Annotated in this window: 20 protein-coding genes; 7 read left to right on the top strand and 13 right to left on the bottom strand. The window is 70.5% G+C overall.

Annotated features, from left to right (window positions below):
- From AC0QU1_RS08105 to glnA, 3 genes are all read right to left on the bottom strand, one after another.
- Entirely contained in the window at window positions 1-888 is an 888-nt protein-coding gene (locus AC0QU1_RS08105; protein WP_483575792.1) for a serine/threonine-protein kinase, read from the bottom strand.
- 81 nt (window positions 889-969) lie between these two features.
- Window positions 970-4,455, bottom strand: coding sequence for a bifunctional [glutamine synthetase] adenylyltransferase/[glutamine synthetase]-adenylyl-L-tyrosine phosphorylase (locus tag AC0QU1_RS08100; RefSeq protein WP_483575790.1), 3,486 nt, complete (start codon window positions 4,453-4,455; stop codon window positions 970-972).
- A gap of 59 nt (window positions 4,456-4,514) precedes the next feature.
- Window positions 4,515-5,849, bottom strand: a complete 1,335-nt coding sequence (glnA, locus tag AC0QU1_RS08095; RefSeq protein WP_483575789.1) for a type I glutamate--ammonia ligase — start codon at window positions 5,847-5,849, stop codon at window positions 4,515-4,517.
- 104 nt (window positions 5,850-5,953) lie between these two features.
- Between glnA and panB the strand changes: the two genes are divergently transcribed.
- On the top strand, window positions 5,954-6,784 hold the full coding sequence (panB, locus tag AC0QU1_RS08090; RefSeq protein WP_483575787.1) for a 3-methyl-2-oxobutanoate hydroxymethyltransferase: 831 nt from the start codon (window positions 5,954-5,956) through the stop codon (window positions 6,782-6,784).
- Here panB and AC0QU1_RS08085 read toward each other — a convergent pair whose 3' ends face one another.
- On the bottom strand, window positions 6,785-6,970 hold the full coding sequence (locus tag AC0QU1_RS08085; protein ID WP_483575785.1) for an SPOR domain-containing protein: 186 nt from the start codon (window positions 6,968-6,970) through the stop codon (window positions 6,785-6,787).
- Between the two features lie 14 nt (window positions 6,971-6,984).
- Here AC0QU1_RS08085 and ppgK point away from each other — a divergent pair, with 14 nt between their 5' ends.
- Window positions 6,985-7,731, top strand: a complete 747-nt coding sequence (gene ppgK / locus AC0QU1_RS08080; RefSeq protein ID WP_483575783.1) for a polyphosphate--glucose phosphotransferase — start codon at window positions 6,985-6,987, stop codon at window positions 7,729-7,731.
- Window positions 7,732-7,779: 48 nt separating this feature from the next.
- Here the strand turns inward: ppgK and AC0QU1_RS08075 are convergent, their stop codons facing one another.
- Both AC0QU1_RS08075 and AC0QU1_RS08070 read right to left on the bottom strand, forming a co-directional pair.
- Window positions 7,780-8,148, bottom strand: a complete 369-nt coding sequence (locus AC0QU1_RS08075; protein WP_483575781.1) for an STAS domain-containing protein — start codon at window positions 8,146-8,148, stop codon at window positions 7,780-7,782.
- Between the two features lie 268 nt (window positions 8,149-8,416).
- The gene (locus AC0QU1_RS08070) at window positions 8,417-8,773 is read right to left on the bottom strand and encodes a DUF3467 domain-containing protein (RefSeq protein WP_483575779.1); all 357 of its coding nucleotides are present in this window, start codon (window positions 8,771-8,773) and stop codon (window positions 8,417-8,419) included.
- Window positions 8,774-8,953: 180 nt separating this feature from the next.
- Between AC0QU1_RS08070 and AC0QU1_RS08065 the strand changes: the two genes are divergently transcribed.
- The 3 genes from AC0QU1_RS08065 (at window position 8,954) to AC0QU1_RS08055 (ending at window position 11,093) form a co-directional block, all read left to right on the top strand.
- A complete protein-coding gene (locus AC0QU1_RS08065; RefSeq protein ID WP_483575777.1) occupies window positions 8,954-9,400 on the top strand; it encodes a hypothetical protein in 447 nt (148 codons plus the stop codon).
- 102 nt (window positions 9,401-9,502) lie between these two features.
- Complete coding sequence (locus AC0QU1_RS08060) at window positions 9,503-10,294, top strand: C40 family peptidase (RefSeq protein WP_483575775.1); 792 nt, start codon at window positions 9,503-9,505, stop codon at window positions 10,292-10,294.
- 250 nt (window positions 10,295-10,544) lie between these two features.
- Entirely contained in the window at window positions 10,545-11,093 is a 549-nt protein-coding gene (locus AC0QU1_RS08055; protein WP_483575773.1) for a DUF1062 domain-containing protein, read from the top strand.
- Between the two features lie 73 nt (window positions 11,094-11,166).
- Here the strand turns inward: AC0QU1_RS08055 and AC0QU1_RS08050 are convergent, their stop codons facing one another.
- Both AC0QU1_RS08050 and AC0QU1_RS08045 read right to left on the bottom strand, forming a co-directional pair.
- A complete protein-coding gene (locus AC0QU1_RS08050; RefSeq protein WP_483575771.1) occupies window positions 11,167-11,814 on the bottom strand; it encodes a PAS and ANTAR domain-containing protein in 648 nt (215 codons plus the stop codon).
- Window positions 11,815-11,956: 142 nt separating this feature from the next.
- A complete protein-coding gene (locus AC0QU1_RS08045) occupies window positions 11,957-12,553 on the bottom strand; it encodes a hypothetical protein (RefSeq protein WP_483575769.1) in 597 nt (198 codons plus the stop codon).
- On the opposite strand from AC0QU1_RS08045, the gene AC0QU1_RS08040 reads away from it, so the two are divergent.
- Both AC0QU1_RS08040 and AC0QU1_RS08035 read left to right on the top strand, forming a co-directional pair.
- Complete coding sequence (locus AC0QU1_RS08040) at window positions 12,552-12,983, top strand: winged helix-turn-helix transcriptional regulator (RefSeq protein WP_483575767.1); 432 nt, start codon at window positions 12,552-12,554, stop codon at window positions 12,981-12,983. The genes AC0QU1_RS08045 and AC0QU1_RS08040 overlap by 2 nt on opposite strands.
- A 547-nt stretch (window positions 12,984-13,530) precedes the next feature.
- Window positions 13,531-14,850, top strand: a complete 1,320-nt coding sequence (locus AC0QU1_RS08035) for a chymotrypsin family serine protease (RefSeq protein WP_483575765.1) — start codon at window positions 13,531-13,533, stop codon at window positions 14,848-14,850.
- Between the two features lie 13 nt (window positions 14,851-14,863).
- On the opposite strand, the gene AC0QU1_RS08030 is transcribed toward AC0QU1_RS08035, so the two are convergent.
- The 5 genes from AC0QU1_RS08030 to AC0QU1_RS08010 form a co-directional block, all read right to left on the bottom strand.
- Complete coding sequence (locus AC0QU1_RS08030; RefSeq protein WP_483575764.1) at window positions 14,864-15,115, bottom strand: hypothetical protein; 252 nt, start codon at window positions 15,113-15,115, stop codon at window positions 14,864-14,866.
- A 943-nt stretch (window positions 15,116-16,058) separates the two neighbouring features.
- Entirely contained in the window at window positions 16,059-17,879 is a 1,821-nt protein-coding gene (mobF, locus tag AC0QU1_RS08025) for a MobF family relaxase (RefSeq protein ID WP_483616438.1), read from the bottom strand.
- Window positions 17,880-18,033: 154 nt separating this feature from the next.
- A protein-coding gene (locus tag AC0QU1_RS08020) for an IS3 family transposase (protein ID WP_483574796.1) occupies window positions 18,034-19,322 on the bottom strand; the annotation gives its coding sequence in 2 pieces (ribosomal slippage) (window positions 18,034-19,049 and window positions 19,049-19,322; 1,290 coding nt in all).
- A gap of 490 nt (window positions 19,323-19,812) precedes the next feature.
- Window positions 19,813-20,214, bottom strand: coding sequence for a hypothetical protein (locus AC0QU1_RS08015; RefSeq protein WP_483575763.1), 402 nt, complete (start codon window positions 20,212-20,214; stop codon window positions 19,813-19,815).
- A gap of 615 nt (window positions 20,215-20,829) precedes the next feature.
- Window positions 20,830-21,018, bottom strand: coding sequence for a helix-turn-helix transcriptional regulator (locus AC0QU1_RS08010; RefSeq protein ID WP_483575761.1), 189 nt, complete (start codon window positions 21,016-21,018; stop codon window positions 20,830-20,832).
- Window positions 21,019-21,022 lie beyond the last annotated feature (4 nt).

The following is a 21,022-nucleotide window of genomic DNA, read 5'->3' as shown; positions in this document are numbered from 1 at the left end:
TCACCTCGCATCGGGGGCGTCGTCGGGCGGTCCGGGGTGGTGCCGGGTCTGCCACACGGCCAGCTCCGCGCCGAGCTCCGCCGCATCGGCCGGCCGGTCCGGCGGGTCCGGTTCGAGGGCGCGCAGCACGATCCGCGCCAGCTCGTGGTCCACGTCGTGGTTGAGGTCGTGCGGCGAGATCGGCGGCGCGCGGTGCTGCGCGCCGAAGACCGTGAGCGGCACCTCCGGGTAGGGCAGGACGTCGGTCAGCAGGAGGTACGCCACGGTGCCGACGGCGTACACGTCGCCCGCCGGGGACGCTCCCTGCCCGTAGCGCAGCGCCTCGGGCGCCATGAACGCCAGGGTGCCCTCCGAGCTGGTCAGGCCCGTCCGGGCGTCGACCCGCCGGGCGAGCCCGAAGTCGCCCACCCGCACCCGCAGGCGCCCCCTGTCATAACCGACCAGGACGTTCCACGGCGTGATGTCGCGGTGGACGATCGGCGGGTCCTCCCGGTGGGCCACGGCGAGGCCGGCGCAGAGCTGCACGAGGATCTCGACGGCGTCGGCCAGGCGGACCGACCGGTCCGGACGCGACCGGCGGAAGTCGTCCAGGTTCCCGGCCGCCACGTACTCCATGGTGAAGAAGCCGCGGTCGCCCGCAGGTGTGTCAACGGTGCCCGCCTCGAAGACCCGCACGATGTTGGGGTGGCCCAGCTTGGAGAGCAGCACGGCCTCGCCGAGCATCCGCCGGGTCTCGGCCAGGGTGCCGACCCGCTTGAAGACCTTCATGGCCTGCCGGCCCAGGAACCGGTGGCGCACCCGGTACACCTCGGAGTAGGCGCCCTCGCCGAGGTAGCGTTCGACCTCGTACGTGTCGCCGATCCGACGGCCGTCGGTGAGCAGGCGCACGGGCTCTCCCTCCCCCTAAGCCGTGGTGCACGATATCGTGCCTGACGTGCTCAGGGACCCCTCCCGAGGCGACCGAATCCGCTACTGCGCGCCGTAGAACACCCGCTCCATCACGCCGCGCGCCCGCCGGGCCACCCGCAGGTACAGCTCCTCCAGCTCCGGCCCCGTGCCGACGTCGCCGAGCAGGCGCGCGATCCCGGTCAGCGCGTGGCTGTCGTGCGGCAGCAGGTCCACGCCGGCGCCCGTGGTCCGGCCCGACCACAGCACGATCGCCGACCGCAGCCGCGACGCGAGCACCCAGGCCTCCAGCAGCACCTCGGCGTCGTCGGCCGTCAGCAGGCCGGCCTCCCGCGCGGCCTCCAGGGCCGAGACGGTGCCGGTGGTCCGCAGCCCTGGCACCTCGAACGCGTGCTGGAGCTGCAGGAGCTGGACCGTCCACTCGACGTCCGACACGCCGCCGCGCCCCAGCTTGAGGTGCCGCGCCGGGTCCGCGCCGCGCGGCAGCCGCTCCGACTCCACGCGCGCCTTGATGCGCCGCACCTCGCGCAGGACCGCCGCGTCCAGCCCGCCCTCCGGGTACCGCAGCGGGTCGACGAGCGCCGCGAACCGCGCGCCCAGCGACCGGCCGCCCTCGGCGCCCGGCCCCAGGTCGAGCTCGCCGCCGGCGCCGGCCGCCCCGGCACCGGCGCCCCGGGCGCCAGCCCCACCGCCGTCGGCCGCCCCACCGCCGTCCGACAGCGCTGCCGCCACCGCGCCCTCGGCCGGGCCACCCGCCGCGACCACGCTCAGCGTGCCCGACAGGGGCCGCGCCCGCAGGAGCGCCTGCGCCTCCCACGGCGAGGACCAGCGGCCGTAGTACTCCACGTAGGACTCGAAGGACCGCACCAGCGGCCCGTTGCGGCCCTCGGGCCGCAGGTCGGCGTCCACCGGCAGGCCCGGCTCCGGCCCGACGGCGGACAGGATGCGCCGCAGGTTCTTGGCCACGGCCAGCGCGTAGTCGTTGGCCTCCTTGTCCGCCGCGCCACCGACCGCCTCGTACACGAACATGACGTCGGCGTCGGACCCGTACCCCATCTCCTGGCCGCCGAGCCGGCCCATCGCCACGATGAGCAGCCGCGCGGGCTCGTCCCCGCGCGCGACCCTCCGCTCGTCGCGCGCCTCGTGCTCCGCGATGCGCAGCCCGCCGGCCAGGACCACGTCGGCGGCGTCCGAGATCGCCTTGGCGGCGTCGACGGGCCCGAGGGCCCCCAGCACCTCGGCGACGCCCGTGCGCGCGAGCTCGCGGCGCCGCAGCGCGCGCAGCGCCACGGTGGCGGCGCCCACCTCCTGGGCCCGGCCGAGCAGCGCGTCCGCCTCCGAGGCCAGCCGCCGCACCCCGCGCGGAGCCAGCGACTCGGACTGCGCCAGCCAGCGCACGGACTCCGGCGACCGCCCGATCGCGTCCGCGAGGTAGCGCGAGGAGGACAGCACCTGCGCCAGCCGCGACGCCGCCTCGGCCGAGTCGCGCAGCAGCCGCAGGTACCAGTGGGTGGAGCCCAGCGTGTCCGACAGCTTGCGGAACGCGAGCAGCCCCTCGTCCGGGTCGGCGCCCTCGGCGAACCAGCCGAGCAGCACCGGCAGGAGCTGCCGCTGGATCGCCGCGCGCCGCGAGACGCCGTCGGTCAGCGCCTGGACGTGCCGCATCGCGCCGGCCGGGTCGCGGTAGCCGATCGCGGCGAACCGGGCCATGGCGGCCTTGGGCGCGAGCGATGCCTCACCCGTGGACAGCAGCGCCGTGGCGGGCAGGAGCGGCCGGTAGTAGACGGCCTCGTGCAGGTCGCGCACCTCGCGCCGCACCGTGCGCCAGGTCTTGACCAGGTCGTCGGCGCTGCCGTAGCGCAGCCCGCGGGCCAGGCGGCGCAGCTCGGCCTCCGCCGTCGGCATGAGGTGGGTGCGGCGCAGCCGGAAGAGCTGGATCCGGTGCTCCAGCGCGCGCAGGAACCGGTAGCACTCCCCCATCCGGCGGGCGTGCTCGCGCCCCACGTAACCGCCCTTGGACAGCGCGGCCAGCGCGTCCAGCGTGGTCCGCGAGCGGATGTGCTCGTCCGCGCGCCCGTGCACGAGCTGCAGGAGCTGGACCGTGAACTCGACGTCGCGCAGGCCGCCCTTGCCGAGCTTGATCTGCCGGTCCGCCTCGGTGACGGGCACGTTGTCCTCGACGCGCTTGCGCATGGCGCGCGCGTCCTCCACGAAGTTGGGCCGCTCCACGGCCTGCCACACCAGCGGCCCGACGGCGGCCGCGTACGCCTCCCCCAGCTCCAGGTCGCCCGCCACGGGGCGCGCCTTGAGCAGCGCCTGGAACTCCCACGTCACGGCCCACCGCTCGTAGTAGGCGACGTGGCTGGCCAGCGTCCGCACGAGCGGGCCCTGCTTGCCCTCGGGCCGCAGCGCCGCGTCGACCTGCCACAGCGCGGGCTCCGCGGACGCGCCGGAGCACACCTGCGCGAGCCGACCCGCGAGCCGCGTGGCGACCCGCAGCGCGTGGTCCTCGTCGCACGCGGGCGCGCCGTCGGGCAGCCGGCCCGGCTCGGCCACGTAGATGACGTCGACGTCGGAGATGTAGTTCAGCTCCCGGCCGCCGGTCTTGCCCATGCCCACCACGGCGAGGCGCACGCCGACGGCGTGGTCCTCCTCCTCGGAGCGGGCCACGGCCAGCGCCGCCTCCAGCGCGGCGGCGGCCAGGTCCGCGAGCGCCGCGGCGACGGCGGGCAGCACGGCGGTCGGGTCGGCCGCGGTCACGTCGGTCGCGGCGATCCGTAGCAGCCGCGCCCGGTAGGCGCGCCGCAGCCGGTCCGTGTACGACGGCGGCACGTCGCCGGGCGCCTCCGCCTCGTCCCCCGCACCACCGGCCGGGACGTGGGTGCCCGCGACGGGCTCGTCGGCGTCGGGGTCGGCGTCGACGGCCCGGAGCAGCTCCGCGCGGACCGCCGGGGCCGGGACGTCGGTGCCCGGGGTGCCGTCGAGGATCAGGTCGAGCAGGGTGGGGCGCCGGACCAGCTCGTCGCCGAGCGCGGAGGACGAGCCGAGCACGCGCAGCAGCCGGTCGCGCGCGGTGGGGAGGGGTGGCCCCTCGTCGTCGGGGCCCGTGGGCTCGGCGGGGGCGAGGTCCGGCGTGGGTGTCAGTCCGTCGTCGGCGGCGTCGGCGCCGACCCGGGGGCCCGCCCCCACGCGCGGTTCGCCGCCGGGCGGAGCCGCCGCCCCGCCGTCGGGCACCACGAGGACCGGGCGCAGCCGGTCCGGGGCGGCCGCCGCGAGGCGGACGAGCTGGAGCAGGGCGAGGTCGGGGTCGGCCACGGAGGCGAGCGAGCGCAGGAGCGCCGCGCCGGCGGGGTCGAGGGCCACCGCGCCGCGATCCGGGCCGGCCGCATCGGGCCCGACCGCGCGGCTCGGCTCACCGCCGCCCGTGGCCCGGCTGTCCAGCACCGCGACCAGGTCGGGATCGCGCCACAGCGCGGCCGACCGGGTGAGGTCGGCGAACCCGGCCCGGATCAGATGGGTCGTCAAGGTCTCGGGTCGGCGGCTCTGCACCCCCCGACCCTACGACGCGGGCCGGACGTGCAGCACCCCCCTGCGCACGGTCGGCACGGTCACAGCTGCAGGAACCGCTTGAGCTCGAACGGTGTGACCTGGGCGCTGTACGCCTCCCACTCCTCGCGCTTGTTGCGCAGGAAGTAGTCGAAGACGTGCTCGCCGAGCGTCTCGGCCACGAGCTCGGACTTCTCCATGTACTGGATGGCCTCGTCCAGGTCGCGCGGCAGCGGCGTGATGCCCAGCGCGCGGCGCTCGGCCGGGGTGAGCTCCCACACGTCGTCCTCGGTGTGGTCCAGGAGGTCGTAGCCCTCCTCGATGCCCTTGAGGCCCGCCGCGAGGATCGCGGCGAACGCCAGGTACGGGTTGGCGGCGGAGTCGAGCGCGCGGTACTCGATGCGCGCCGAGTTGCCCTTGCCCGGCTTGTACATCGGCACGCGGACCAGCGCGGACCGGTTGTTGTGGCCCCAGCTCACGTAGCTCGGGGCCTCCTGCCCGCCCCAGAGCCGCTTGTAGCTGTTGACGTACTGGTTGGTGACGGCGGTGATCTCGCCCGCGTGCACCATGAGGCCCGCGATGAACTGGCGCGCCGTCTTGGACAGCTCGAACTGGGCGCCGGGCTCGTAGAACGCGTTGCGGTCGTCCTCGAACAGCGAAACGTGCGTGTGCATGCCAGAGCCGGGCTGGTCGGCCAGCGGCTTGGGCATGAAGGACGCGAACACGCCCTGCTCCAGCGCCACCTCCTTGACCACCGTGCGGAAGGTCATGAGGTTGTCCGCGGTGGTCAGCGCGTCGGCGTACCGCAGGTCGATCTCGTTCTGCCCCGGGCCGGCCTCGTGGTGGGAGAACTCCACCGAGATGCCCATGGACTCCAGCATGGTGATCGCGGCCCGGCGGAAGTCGTGCGTCGACCCCCTGGCCAGGTGGTCGAAGTACCCGCCCTGGTCCACCGGCTCCAGCTCGGCGTCGGCCTTGGTCTGCTGGTTGAAGAGGTAGAACTCGACCTCTGGGTGCGTGTAGAAGGTGAACCCGCGGTCGCTCGCCTTGGCGAGGGTGCGCTTGAGGACGTTGCGGGAGTCCGCGAGCGACGGCTGCCCGTCCGGCGTCAGGATGTCGCAGAACATGCGGCCCGTGCCGTGCCGCTCACCTCGCCACGGGAGCACCTGGAAGGTGGTCGGGTCGGGCTTGGCGACCATGTCGGCCTCGAAGACCCGGGTGAGCCCCTCGATGGCGCTGCCGTCGAAGCCGATGCCCTCGCTGAACGCCGACTCCAGCTCGGCGGGTGCCACGGCAACCGACTTCAGCACACCGAGCACGTCGGTGAACCAGAGCCGGATGAAGCGGATGTCGCGCTCCTCGACCGTGCGGAGCACGAACTCCTGCTGCCTGTCCATGGCCCCATCTTGCCCTAAGCCTGTTACAGGCGCGTGTACCGAGCATGGACGACCGGTCGTAGGCTTTCCTGCGGCACCGCAGCCGCTCGAACCACAGGAGAACCATGTCCGCCCACACCTCGCCCACTCAGGGTCCCAAGCGGGTCCGCGTGCACCACCTGGCCGAGGCCAAGGCCCGGGGAGAGAAGCTCGCGATGCTCACCGCGTACGACGCCGTGACCGCGGCGATCTTCGACGCCGCCGGCATGGACATCCTGCTGGTCGGCGACTCCATCGGGAACGTCATGCACGGGCACACGACCACGATTCCCGTGACGGTCGACGAGATGATTCCGGCCGCGCGTGCCGTCGCCGGGGCCGCCAAGCACGCCTTCGTGGTGATCGACCTGCCGTTCGGCTCCTACGAGGCCGGTCCCCAGCAGGCGCTGGAGACGGCCGTGCGCATCTTCAAGGAGACGGGCGCCGACGCCGTCAAGCTCGAGGGCGGCGTCCGCTCCGCACCCCAGATCCGGGCACTGACCTCCGCCGGCATCCCCGTGGTGGCGCACCTCGGGTACACGCCGCAGTCCGAGAACCTGCTGGGCGGTCCGCGCGTGCAGGGCCGCGGCGACGCCGCCGTCGAGCAGCTCGCCGCGGACGCCAAGGCCGTCGAGGAGGCGGGCGCCGTCGCCCTCGTGCTGGAGATGGTGCCCACCGACGTCGCCGCGCGGATCACCGAGATCCTGCGCATCCCCACCATCGGCATCGGCGCGGGACCGCACTGCGACGGGCAGGTCCTGGTGTGGACCGACATGGCGGGGATGACCGGCTGGTCGCCGCGCTTCGCCCGGCGCTACGCCGAGCTCGGCGCGGTGCTGCAGCGGGCCGCCGAGGACTACATCGCCGAGGTCAAGGACTCGTCGTTCCCGGACGAGGCGCACTCGTTCGACAAGTAGCTACTTCTTGCGCCAGTCCTCGTCGTCCTGCTCCCACGACTCGTTGCGCGCCTTCGCGTTCTCCAGCGCCCGCTCGGCCTCGGCGCGGGTGCCGTACGGGCCCATGAGGTGCGTCCAGGACGAGCGGCGCCCCGTCTCGACCTCGCCGGTCGCGGTGTTGTACCAGTACTGCTCCTGGTTGCTCATGAGACGATCCTGACATGAGCGACCTGGCATTCGGCATAGACATCGGAGGTTCGGGGATCAAGGGCGCGCCCGTCGATCTGGTGGCGGGCAAGTACGCGCAGGACCGCACCCGCATCCCGACCCCCCGCCCGTCCACCCCGCATGCCGTGGCGGACGTGCTCGCCGAGCTCGTCGGCGGCTACCACCTGCCGGACGACGTGCCGATCGGCGTCGCGTTCCCCGCCCCCATGCAGCATGGGGTGGTGCGCTCCATGGCCAACCTCGACCAGTCCTGGACCGGCGTGGACCTGCCCGCCCTCGTGCAGCGCGCGACCGGCCGCCACGTCGTCGCGGTGAACGACGCCGACGCGGCGGGCATCGGCGAGGTCCGCTACGGCGCGGCCCGCGACACCGCCGGCGTGGTGCTGGTGGCGACGCTCGGCACGGGCATCGGCTCGGCCCTCGTGGTCGACGGCGTCCTGGTGCCGAACACCGAGCTGGGGCACCTTGAGATCGACGGGCACGACGCCGAGTCCCGCGCCGCCGACTCGGCGCGCGAGCGCGAGGACCTCTCCTGGGACGAATGGTCGGAGCGCCTGCAGCGCTACTTCGGCGTGGTCGAAGACCTCCTGTCCCCCGACCTCATCGTCGTGGGCGGTGGTGTGAGCAAGCACCACGAGAAGTACCTGCCGAACCTGCACCTGCGCGCGCCGATCGTGCCGGCACAGCTCCGGAACGCGGCCGGCATCGTCGGGGCCGCGGCGCTCGCCGCCGGGCGCTGATCCCCGCGCCCGGCCTCCGGGCCGGTTTCCCGGTCCTCGGCGGCCCGGTCAGGCCTCCCGCACGACGGCGGGCTCTGCCTGCTGCGCGAACAGCGCGTCCACGCCGAGCATCTCGATGACGGTCCGGACCACGGGCGGCGGCTCGGGAAGGCTGACGGTCAGCCCGTCCTGCGTCCCGTAGGTGTACATCTGCATGAGGAACGCCACGCCCGTCGAGTCCATGAAGGTCACCCTGGACGTGTCGATCACCACCGCCTTGGCCCGCTCGAGGGCGTTGGCTATGGCAGCACTCGACTCACCGCGCAGGGAGACGTCGATCTCTCCCCACATGCTCACGACACTCGCGCGGGACTGTTCCTCGAACATGATCCCGCCCGTGCGCCCCCTGTTATCGAATTCAGTGTTGCTCACTTGCATCGCCCCTGTTCATTGCTCCCCGACACGGCCGCCGGAACGGGTCGCCCGACCCCCCGGGCAACTCTGGGAGATTGCAACGCCTTCGTTGCGATCACGGGCAGCCTACATCCGTGAAGATCGCAAGTGGAACAGCCGCCGGAGGTTACATTTCCGGGACCACTCTGGTATAAACTACCCCTTCTCCAGCCAAACTGGCGGATAATTAACGGTCAGATCGGACATATGGGCACCGAGTTGGTCAATTGTCCAAGTAAAAAATTCACCAGAATCAATTTTCTGAGGGCCGATTCGGGCCGTCCGGGCCCTCCGTAGACCCCGGATTGCGAACCGACGGCGCGCTTTCCTTCTCCCATGCATCCAGTTGCATAGTTAGTGCCTTCGCGAGCTCGAACACCTGCTGCGGAGGAATACGTACGCGCGAGACCACCCGGCCCGGCACGGTAATGGAGGTCACTTCACCCGACTCCGGGTCGGCGACCGGGCTCGGCGGCTGCTTCACGGCGATGAAGTCCAGGATGAACGACGTCGGCGTGTGCCAGACGGAGGCGAAGTCGGCCGGGACGCCGGTCTCCATCTCGTCGGGCACGTCGATCTGGAACTCCTGGGGCAGCTCGTCGGACGACACTGGGGCTCCTCGATTGGCCGGACGGCGGTGCACCGACCGTATCGTGGGGCCGGTTGGCGCGACAGTGGAAACGGACTCGGAGGACATATGGTCCCCGATCGGCTGGCCGAAGTGCTCGACGGCGCGCTGAGGCATGTCCGTTCTGTCGCTCGTGTTCGTTCCGTTATCGTTGGGCCCACCATGAGCCTGACACGACGCCTCCGCTCGCGCCTCGCCGCCCGCCGGCCGGGTTCTACGGATGCCCTGACGGTCATGCTCGTCGCGCTCGCCGTCGTCTGCGTGCACGCGCTGTGCAGCGTGCACCTGGACCAGCACCCCCACGACGGCGGTGGACCGCTCGCCGCGTCCCAGGCGGACGCCGGATGCGCGCCCGCGAGCGCCCACGGCGCCGTCGTCGAGGCTGCCGCCGCGCCGCACGGTGAGGGCTCGCACGGCTGCTCCGACCACCGCACGGTGACGGCGCAGTGCGACCCGGTCCTGCCGCCGTCGCTGGTCCCGGCCGTGATGCCGGACCGCTCGGCGCAGCGGCTCGCGCCGGCCATGGTGGGGCACGACCATCGGACGGCGTCGAGCGTGGCCGCCGCGGCCGCGCCGTCGCTCCATGCGCTGGGGATCTCCCGGACGTAGACCGACACAGCCGTCGGCACCCCACGGTGTCGACCGGTTCGACGCGCCACGACCCCGGGTCGCGTGTGTGGTTCTACTCCGATCAGAAAGGTCCCCGCTTTCATGGAGCCCCGTTTCAACCCCACGACGGCCACGCGCAGCCGCGGCCGTCATCGGGCGGCGCGCCGTCCGATCCCCTCCCCCATCACCCAGGCCGCTGCCGGTCAGGCCACGGAGCTGGCCAAGCGGACCGCCGTGGTCATGGCAGGCTCCGGCCTGCTGCTGTCCCTGGTCGCCGCCCCGGCGAACGCCACGCCGGCCGGCACGACGGTCAAGGCCAAGCTCGACGCCAAGCCGTTGCAAGGCACGCTCGACGCGGCCGACCTCAACGCGCTGACCGCCCAGGCCAGGGCGGCGGTCAGCGCCGCGCCCGTGGTCGCCGTCGCCCCCGACGCGGAGCTGAAGGTCGACGACGCGGCCGTGTCCGTCGTCTCCGCCGAGGAGAACGAGGAGTACCAGGCGGAGCTCGCCGCCGAGGCCGAGGCGGAAGCCGCGGCGGAGGCCGCCGCCGAAGCCGCGGAGACGGGCTCTGCGGTGGTGTCGATAGCGATGCGGTACCTCGGAGTGCCGTACCTGTGGGGCGGGTCGACGCCGTCCGGGTTCGACTGCTCCGGGTTCACCTCGTACGTCTACGCGCAGGTCGGGATCAGCCTGCCCCGCACGTCGTCCGAGCAGCGGTACGCCGGGACCGTGGTGCCCTGGACGGAGGCGCAGCCAGGGGACATGATCTGGTCCCCCGGCCACATCGCGATCTACGCGGGCGACGGCATGCAGATCGAGGCCCCGGTCCCGGGGCAGAGCGTCCGGTACACCAGCATCTGGCAGTCCAACCCGACGTTCATCCGGGTCGGCTGACCGGTCGGCGCACGGCGTGAGGGGCGGGCCGGTGCCCGCCCCTCATCGCCTGCCCGAGAGCCACCTGGCCGAAAACCAGTGGAGCAGCGCCGCTCCGCGCGCCTACCGTGCTGCCCTGACCGAGTCGTCGAGTCGAGGACGTGCCGTTGTACACCCTGTGAGACCTCCTGAGCGCTGATCTGTCGCGCGTCGCGCCTGCGCGCCGCGCTCCTTCTTGCTGCGGACTTCTCACTGAGACCGGTGTACCTCCATGCTCATCTACTGGGCAGTCATGCCCACCTGCCTGCCGCTCGTCCGCCGTCGATGTCCCGTGTGCGCCTCCGAGCGCTTCCGAGCGAGCGGCAAGTTTCGCGTCAACGCCAACCACAAGCTCATCGACGCCTGGCTCCTCGCGCTCTGCACGGTGTGCGAGGTCACGGCAAAGCTCACCGTCCTGGAGCGGGTCAGGGTCGGCTCCATCCGACCCGACCTGCTGGACCGGCTGCACGACAACGACCCGGACCTGGTGGCCGAGCTGCTCCAAGATCCGGTCGTGCAGCGTCGCAACCGCATCACCCTCGACTGGACGGGCGCCTGGCGCCTCGACACCGGCGGGTCGGACCATCCGGACCGCGAGGCGATCGACGTCTCGGTCCGCTTCGGGGCGCGGATCCCGGTCCGGACCGCGCCGCTGATCGCCGAGGGCTGCGGCCTGTCGCGGGGCGAGGTCGAGCGGCTGATCGAGGACGGGAAGATCGTCTCGGCCGCCCGGCTGGACGGCAAGCTCTCCGGCGACTTCACCTTCACGCTCAAGCGCTGAGCCGTACTCGAACCTGGGGCTCGTCCGGGTGATCCCCCGGACGAGCCCCAGGTCCCGTGCGACCGACCCGGCCCTAGTCGCCGCGCAGCACCTGGGACAGGAAGTCGAGAGACAGGGGCACCTCACCCAGCGCGTCTCGCGCCCGGCCGACCAGCCGGCGGGCGACCTCCCGGACGGGGACGTTGGTGGTGTTGGACTGGTGGCGCAACAGCTCGAAGGCCTCGTCGTCACCGATGTCGAGCAAGGCGGTGACTATCCCCTTGGCCTGTTCGATGTCACGGCGGCTGTTCGCAGCGATCCGGATGGACTCGTTCGCCTGTTCGCCGGCGAGGCGTTTGACGCTGTCCGTGAGGTCGAGCACGTATCCGGCGAGGGCGACGACGTAGCCGTCGTCGTCCCGAACGGCCTGGCCGGCGATCGAGACGACGCGGTGCCGCCCGGTCGCGTCGATGATCCGGTGGACCGTGGCGAACGGCTCGCCAGACCGCTGGGCCTCAGCCAGGACGTGCCGCACGCGTTCGCGGTCGTCGGGGTGCTTGTGCGCCAGGATCATGGCGGTCGTCGGCACCACCTCGCCGGGCTGGAACCCGTGGATACGGTAGGTCTGGTCGGACCACCACCATCGCTCGGTCGACAGGTCGACCCGGAAGCGGCCGGTCGGGGTCTTGTCCCCGAGGGCCAGGACATGATCGAGCGGTGTGTCGTGCAGAGACTGAGTCATCGGTCCTCCATCGACAGGTCTGATTACGGCACTGCGATGGCCATTGCTTGACCATTTTCGACCGTAGCCGAGCAGTGCTGGAGGAGCCAGACGGAGAAGCGATTCACTGCGATCCACACACTTCTCTCACGTTCGCTGAGCGTCAGCGCCGGATTCGGCGATCCACGGCTATCCAGTTCGTCTCCCACGTCGTTCCGCCGTCGGCCGAGAAAGCCTGCTCGAACCGCGCCTCGTCCTGGCTCACCCGAGTGATGAGGAACCGCACCTTGATCGGGCGGCCGCCGAGCTGGTCGTCGCCGTAGAACTCTCCGACGCCGTCGCGGAAGCCGCCGTACACCGCCGGGGTGAGCAGGCCGTCGCGCAGGTTGACGAAGGTCAGGCTCCACCGCTGCGCCTGCGGCTCGTACAGCCTCAGGTTGAGCGCGTCGATGCTGCCGTCCGGCCCCGACACCTCGAACTCGACGACGTTGGCCCGCCGGTCCGCGAGCGGGCGCACGGTGCTGGTGCCGGTGAACCGGAGCCATTCGTCCGGGGTCTCCGAGAGCGGGTCGGCGAGCACCTGCACGGTCGAGCGCCAGGTCCCGATCTCCCAGTCGAAGTCCCGCTGGCCGTCCGCGATCGTCGATGACGCGTGAGCCGGTGCGGCGCCGCCCGAGGCCGCCGTCGCGAACAGCAGGGCGGCGGAAAGGCCTGCGGTCAGGATCCTTCGGTACGGAATTCTTCGGTATGCAATGGTCATGGTCTCGACTATCGAGCGGAGCACAGCCGTGAACAAGAAGGCACCTGCGGGTAACCCCTCTCGCCCCAATCCGCTGCCGGGCTGCCCGATGGCCGCCGCGTTCGCCGCGATCGGCGGCAAGTGGAAGCTGACCCTGATCTACTGGCTCGCCCACGGAGAGTCCCACTTCGCCGGGCTGCGCCGCCGAGGTGCGCCCATCACGCCCAAGGTGCTGGCCGAACAGCTCCGCGAGCTCGAGGCCGACGGGCTCGTCGAACGGGTGGTGACCGGACCGGTTCCGGCGCCCGTCATCTACCGGCTCACCCCGTACGGGATGACCGTCCTGCCCGTCGTCGAGGGAGTCAGGGTATGGGGTGAGGCTCACCTGCGGCGCACCGACGGCGCTGCTGCGCCGGAGGCGGCGCTGAGCTGCGCCGATGTGGTCGGGTAGGCGCGGGCGATGGTACGAGACCAGGCGCTGAGCGGATGCCTGCGGGCGGACGAGCCGGTCTGTACGCCGGGTTTCCCCGGCAGGCTTTATGGCCTGTCGGGGTACCCGGCGGGATCGGCTGAGAACGTTGGAATTCTGCGGCTCGTGAGCGTTGGCGGCGTTGGGGGCTGACGGCGCTTCGTGGGGCTCCTGCGGACTCTCTGCGGACTGTGTGCGGACTGCACGGCTTGGCTTAATCGTGCCGGGCCTTGCTGGCACCAGTCGCGGTGTGGCCGACAGTTGGACCGGGACAGACGACGCATCCGACATGTGAGGTGAAGACCGTTCCGCCGGCGACCCTCTGTTGAGCGCACCTGCGGGATCTTCGCCCGATGGCCACCCTCAAACTGAACGGCAGCATCGCGGCAGCGAGGCCTCGGAGCGTCTTGATTTCGCCATCGGAAGCCAAGAGCGGGCCTGGACTGGGTGAAACCCGGCGATGCTATAGGTGATTTGTCATAGATTGACCCCTGCCCTGAACGAGAGAACTCGATCGAAGGGAAGATTTATGACACCCGCAAATCGCCGCAAGCTCGCAAGCCTCGCCTTGTGCGGTCTCCTGTCCCTGGCCGCCGTGAGTTCGGCGCAAGCTGCTGACCAGCAGGGCTCGCTACCGACCTCCCTCTTGGCTGGCGACGCCAGCCTCAGCGCGGCAGCCGACGATAAGGACCACCGCGACGCAACGGAGGTGCGAGACACCGTCCCGGGCGGCGAAGCCGTGCAGAGCAACGTGCCAGACGCCGTCATGTCCGTCGCAAACGAGGTCTACGGCACGTTCGGGCCCGTGTCACTCGTCTGGGATGACCAGTCCGACGTGTTGACCATCTGGGTGGACCCGCAGGCCGCAACGAGCCAGCTTCAGGAGGTTGTCGATGCCGCCGGCGTCGATGATGATGTGGTCGTCAAGCGGTCGCTCTACGCAGGTGACGAGCTGATCGCTGCCGCACGACAGATCGTCGACGGTGGGACGCTCGCCGGCGCCGAAGTGAGCTGGGCTGCTCCCTCTCCCGATCATTCGGGAGTCGACGTGGGACTCGCGACTACACCGCGAGCACGAGCAACCACGACGATCGACGGGATCCCCATCTCGACACAGGTCGACGGTTCCCCTGAGGCGGCGTCCCGAGACCTGGACTATGCCCCATACAAGGCCGGCGCCGACATCATCAGGAACCTGTCTGTCCCCGGCAACTACGTTGTGTGCTCCTCGTCGTTCGCGGTCGCGAATTCCAGTGGTGCAGAAAGGCTCCTGACCGCGAATCACTGTGCGCAGCCCGCCGGCGCGCGGAACTGGCGCGTCGGCCGGTACCAGGTCAGTGACGACATCGGGCTGCAGCCCTTGAGTGTGCCAAGTCCAATCGGTATCGACGACGCGATCATGCTCAGCGGTCAGGACTACATGCCTGCGATGTACCTCGGGGAGAACACATCCACCACAGCCGTGTATATCGCGGGGACCACGGCACCCATCGTGGGCCACTACGTGCACTACTCCGGGGCGCCGACCGGAACGGTCTACAACAACCAGATCACACACACTGACCTGACCGTCGACTACGGGGCTGATGGGGTGTACGGCGACTTGGCACGAACTGTGCAGTCGACCGGTATCCCAGCAGGTGGCAGCGGGGACTCGGGTGGCCCGGTCTTTGCCGTCAACTCCGAAAGCTACGCATTTGCAACCGGGGTCATTAGCGGAATGGTCAACGCAGGGAACACCTGCGTTGGAGATCCGGCGAGCGCTTCCAGGCAGTGCAGCGACACCCTGTTCTTCGCGCCAGTCGCCGCATACCTCCCGGGCACTGGATATAGCATCATGACCAACTGACGCTGTAACTGATCTACGACGGGTTGCGGCACACCGGAGTCTCGGCGTGCCGCAACCCGTCATCACAGAGCTGCTCGAGACGGGTACCGAGTGATTCCTGGGAATCATTCAGAACATCAGCACCGACATCGATCCAGTGCTCCCGCGTCTCGCATGCGACCAGGCTGTCGAACTCGGCCTGCTGACGCACGCGCTCGTCATCGCCCTGGAAACCCTCGAAGGCCGTCTCACACGTAATCGCCTTCGTCACAAGTGTCGGGACCACGGGCAGATCCGGCCCCCCAGCGGCGGGTGCCCCACATGCCACACACACCGCTGCGGTCACCACAGCCAAGAGCACCGCACGAATCGATCGCATAGTCCCTACCCTCCACCACCATCTGGACACCGAACGCCGCTGCAGCGTTCAGGAGGGCGCCACAGACGAACTGCGAGTCAGACCCTACCGATCTTCTGTCGTCTCGACGCCCAAAGTTGCACCCAACCAGCCACGGGTCGTCCGGTTGGTCGGCCTGCGGCTTGTGATCGGGAGGCTGGATCCCACTACGGTCAGGGTGAGATACCCGTCGAGCTGTCCAGGTTCCTCGACTGCGTCGCCCCATAAGGCCGAACGCATCTCGACCGTTCGCGTTTGCATCGATCCCGCAACGGCGCGGATCAGATGTCGTGGCAGTAGAGCTCGAAGTCGGACCTGGGGAACGGCCGGTGCTGACCACGTTGGGATCGTTGGAATCTAGCGGTTCTTGCGTTGGTCAGCGCCGGTCAGTTCCGGCGGCTGTCGGACATCTTGTGGACTTTTCCTGGACTCGGTGAGGGCGACGCCCCTTATCCGGCCGAGCCGGTCGGCATCGGCACGACAGTTGTGTTTGACAGCCTTGTCGCTCGTCAAAAGCCGGGGGATCCTTGCGCCATGATCGGATGGCTTGATGGATGGGTTGGCGGAGTTCTCGCTGCCGCAGCGACGGTCCTGGCGACCTTCTGGTGGGACACGCGGATCCGACGAAGGAGCAAGCTGGACGATGCTGTTGCGGCGCTCTCTGCGGCGGCGTGGGATGTTGGCAATGCAGCCCTGCGGATGAGGAGCGGTCCTCGGGTACGCGACAGCGAGCTTGCTGCTTCCGTTCGGGCGTTGGTGCTGTCCCTGCTTGAAGTGCAGGCTCACGCCTTCCGACCCCGGCTTGGCAGGAGCCGAGGTTTGGCGCTGACAGTCAAGGGCCTTGCGGACGCCTTGGGCGACTTGCAGTCGGGCAAGTTCTCAAGGCGTGACTGGCCGCGATTGGCGAGACTCTGCATAGCGATGCAGACGGCGTGCTACGAGTGGATGCGAAGCCCTCGGATGTACCGGCGCCGGATCGACCGATCGAAGGCCCTCCTGGACCGTGCAGTCCTGGAGTAAGGCCCGATGCGGTGAACAACGCGCCGGGTTCTCCCGAAGGGTGTACCCCCTGAGCGAGAACGGCCCCGAGACGGCCGGTATCGAGGTGGGGTGCGGTGTGCTGGGTCATGGCGTCAAGGAGTCGGGTCTCGGCGTCCAGGACGGACTGGGAGGTGAACACCCGGGAATGCTTCGGCCGCAGCATGCTCGTGCCGTCCGCCCGGCGCAGGAAACCCGGGGCCGGGGCCAGTTCCGGCGGGGTCAGGAGGACCGAGGCGGCTTCGGCGGTGTCGACGATTCGGGCCACGACGTCCACGCGGTCCTGGTGGGTCGCCAGGCGCCAGTGCTTGGTCTGGCGTTCGGCCTCAGCCCACAGGTGCCAGTGCTTCCACGTCGCCCGCTTGTCCCCCACCACCCGCAGCACGACCGTCGCTGCCTTCTCGACCACCTCGTTCGGGACGTCGGTAGCGGTGAACGCTCGCCCCGGTTCCCGGGCGGCCTGGGCGATCAGGTCCCGCGCCCAGCCGCCCGGGTCCCGGCCCAGGACCCGGGCGGCGCGCTGGTTCCACTGCTTGGTGAGGTCGGCCAGGGACTCGATCGTCTTGGGCGGGCGGGTGGCCAGGTTCGCCTGTTCCCGCAGCCGGTTGATCGTGCCCCGCGACGGAGACCGCCCATGCTTGTGCCGGTACTCCGCGATCAGCCTGTCAGTGGCGGGCTCGATATCGGCCGACCGGGTCGAGAACTCGCGGATCAGCTCCTCGCTCACCCCGACGATCTCGAACCCCGGATTACGGTTCCTGCCGCGTGCCGCGCGTCGTTCCCACTGGAGGCCGAGGCTGGCGGTCAGCCGGTCGGCCAGGACCGCGTCGTAGTGCTCGCTGAACGCGACGTTCGCGTTGAACAACGCCCGCGAGTCCACCGTCCGCCACTTCCCATCCGTCACCGCGCGAACCTTGTTGGCGACCACCAGATGGGTATGCAGCTGCGGGTCGTGGGCACGGGAGTCCCAATGGTCGAACGCCGTGGCGATGAGACCGGTGACGTCCACCTGGGCGACCGACCCGTCGCCGGCGTCGGTGCCGGTCCGGGTGGCGGCGATGTGCTCCTCGATGAACCGGAGGGTCTGCGCGACGGCGGCCTGATGCGCACCCAGAATCAAGGCCTGGGTCGTGCGGTCCGACAGGCCCCACAACACCGAGACCGACTTCGGCGGAGAGAACGTCAGATCGAACCCAGCCACCGCGTGACGGTCCCCAGCCAGCTTCTCGTCCTGGGTGATCTGCTCCACCGCGGCCCGCCGCTCGGCCGGGCTCAGGCTCGGGTCCAGGGCGGCGGTGCGTTTCTCGATCCGCTCACCCAGCGGCACGATCTTCGGATAAGCCCGTCCCAGCGGCTCGGTCGTGACCGGGTCCCGGCCCGCGTCCAGCAGCCGCTGAAGCTGCGTGGTGGTCACCCGGTCGCCCGGGGCGAGCACACCTCCGCCACCGAGTTCCTGGACGCCGCGTCCGAGCCAATACCCCGGTGGGGTGCCCGCCTCGGTGTAGTACGCGATGACCGGATCCACCCCGAGCCCATCGCCCTGCCGGCTGGGGATGTCACGGTCGGCATTGACCACCGACCGGGTCAGATAGTCCGTCCCCTCACCCACACTCATCCGATGCACACTCACCGCCACGACCGACCACCACCCCAAACACGAACAGCCCAGCCCGTCCACCGGCCCGCCAACGGCGCAAACGCATCCCAACGCCAACACCGCCACCGCTCCTCAACTGCCTGAGGTGTGAACCGGCCCGGGTTCCCTGCCGCTACTTTGCGGGTTCGGGCTCTCGGGTGAGTGCCTGGTAGTGGAGCGTCTCGAACTCTATCGGGGTGAGCATCCCGAGAGAGCCGTGGAGGCGTCGGTTGTTGTACCAGTCGACCCAGCCGGCGGTCGCGTACTCGACGTCCGCGAGGGTGCGGTAGGGGCCGGCGTGGAACACGGTGGTGCGGATGCATTCCGCTTTGAACAGGCCGTTCACGGTCTCCATCAGGGCGTTGTCGTAGGCGTCGCCCACGGTCCCGATCGACGGGTTGATGCCTTCAAGGGCGAGGTGTTCGGTCAGGCGAATCGCCGTGTATTGAGACCCGGCATCGCTGTGGTGGATCAAATCCCCAGGTGAGACAGGGTTTCCTTCCCTCTCGCGCTGCCACAGCGCGATCCGCAGCGGTGTCATGACCAACTCGACCTTCTTGCTGGAGCTGGCGTGCCAGCCCACGATCCGCTGGGCGAACACGTCCAGGACGAACGCGACGTAGACGAACCCGGCCCAGGTGCGGACATAGGTGAAATCGGTGACCCACACACGGTTCGGTGCAGGGGCCGTGAAGTCGCGGCCCAGCAGGTCACCGGCACGCTTCCCGTCCGAGCTCGGGATGGTGGTGCGCAGCTTCTTCGCCCGGACGACACCCTGAAGACCGAGGGCCCGCATCGCCCGGTCGACCGCACCGCGGGACGTGCCGGCCAGGCCGTGCTGGCGGCGGAGCAGGGCGAGCCACTTCCGCCGCCCGTACAGGCCCTCCGGAGTCATCTGCTTGCGCCCGGTGACGTCGTTGAACGTCCACGCGAGGTCGCGGACCGTGTCTTCGACCACGGCGTCGGTGATCGTGCGGTCCGCGATACGGGTCGGGCGCTTCCAGGCCCGGTAGGTCCTCGCAGCGATCGGCAGGCCCTGCTGGTGCAGGACGCGGAGGATCGACTCGACTGCGTAGCCCTGACTCCTCATCTCGTCGATGAACGCGCAGATCAGCGGTTTCGGGGGTCGAGCTCCCCCGCGAAGAAAATCGAGGCCTTCCGCAGGATCTCGTTGTCCTCCCGCAACCGCTTGACCTCGGCTTTCAAGCGTCTGACCTCGGCGGACTCCTCGCTGGTGACACCGGGCCGAGTTCCGTCGTCGACGTCGGCCTGAGCCAGCCAACGCCGCACCGACTCCTTCGAGACACCTTCCTGGCGAGCAACCGCTGTCACCGCCGCGGTCAGGGTGGGGTACTCCTGCTGGTGCTCGCGCACCAGTCGTACGCACCTCGCACGCAGCTGGGGATCGATCTTCTTCGGCATGCTGTTCATCCTCTCGGACTCAAACAGCAGCGGCATCAAACCCGGGCCGGTTCAGGTGTGCTGCCTTGTGGGGAGGCGAGGGCGCAGGACGTGGTGGTGGAGATGGTGGGGCAGGTGTGGCTGGGGAGAGGCAGGACGGGGTGAGGAACGGTGGGGCAGGTGGAGGTCGGCGGGGTAGGTAGGGAGAGGACGGCGGATGTCAAGGAGGGCCGGAGCGAGGACCGGCGGGGGGAGGGGTCGGCAAGGCGGGACCCCCGCGCCGCCCAGGCCACGACCCCGGCGCGTTCTGGACCGCCGACCGACGGCGCGAGCCGCTGCACCGGGCCCGACCGCACGGCGGCGGAACCGGCCTCAGAGGACGCGCGCGCGTCGGCGCGCAGGTCTCCCCTGGCCGGGCGCCCGGTGGCGGGCGCGATACGAGCGACCGTCGCCCCTCCCCGCACAGCGAGACGCAGGCAGGAGCTTCCGTCGCTCGGCCGCAGGGTCCGGCTCATGGGCCATCCACCCCGGTAACGTCACCGCGAGCCCGGCGACGCGGGACGCCGCCTGGGATACCAGGGCGATCCGGCGACTGCCCCACTGGGCCGATCTCGGCGTTACCTACCTGCTTGACGTGGTGGTCGCGCTTGTGGCGATCGGACGGCCGCCACCAGGACTCGTCCAGCAGCCGGAACGCCCGAGCCTGCACCACGGCCTCGTCCGGGTCGTCTGGCAGTGCCAGCGCGGCCTGGCGGGCAGCCAGTTGCGCCCACAACAGGACGCTCGCCGTGGTCTCGGCGAGGCGATACGAGCGCCTGAAAGCCAGGTGGCGGGCCGCCTCCCGACGAGCCCGCGCCTCAGCCCTCAGATCCTCGACGGCACGCCAGCCGGCCCGTTCCGGGTCGCGCCTCATGGCTCGCTCACCCCCATCACCGCGAACAGCGTCGGCTGCTGCACCCCGGACCCCGATGCCGAAGTACCGCCAGGTCGACGACGCGCACGACGCGGGCGGGCCGCTCCGGCCGGTCGCGGTGAGGCGGTGTCGCGGGGCAGCGCGGGACCTGCGCGGCCAGCGGGCTCTCTGGTGTCCGTGTGTCCTGTGGCCGGTGCAGGCCGTGCGGTCCCGGCGGGCACTGTGGCCGCTGCGGGATCTGCGGTGTCCGCGAGACTCGGAGTATCTGCGGGCCGCGCGTCAACGGCGGTGCCGACGTCGGCGCGGAGTCGCCAGTAGGTCTTCTGCGCCGTGCCGTACCCGATCCGGTATGTGTCGGCCGCCTTCGGTCGGGCGTTCTTCAGCGTGGACGCCGGGAACCCCAGAAGGCGCCCGGCCTCGATCACCTCGGCGGCCACGGCCTCACCCCCGCGGGCAGACAGATAGCCGGCGATCCACTCCTTCGCACCGCACGGACGCGAGGACGATGGCGTCGATGGCGCGGCACGGCTCGCGACGGCGGCGTTGGCCGGAACGGCAACGGGGCTCGGACACCGAAGTGTCCGAGCCCCGTTCATTCGCCTGCCCTGGGAGGGATCAGACCATCGTGTGGTTGGCACCAGCAGCCTCCTGCGCAGCGAGCCAGGCCAGCACCTTCGAGCGCCGGTAGACCACCCGGCGCGGACCGAGCCGGAACGAGTCCGGGCCCCTGCCGGTGTACCGCCACCACCGCAGCGTGTTCTCCGGCACGCCCAGGAGCTCGGAGACCTCCCGGGTACGCAGCATCGGA

Source organism: Promicromonospora noduliphila, from assembly GCF_056951025.1.
Note: the sequence above shows the minus strand (reverse complement) of the source record. Positions and strands in the feature narration are given on the sequence as shown.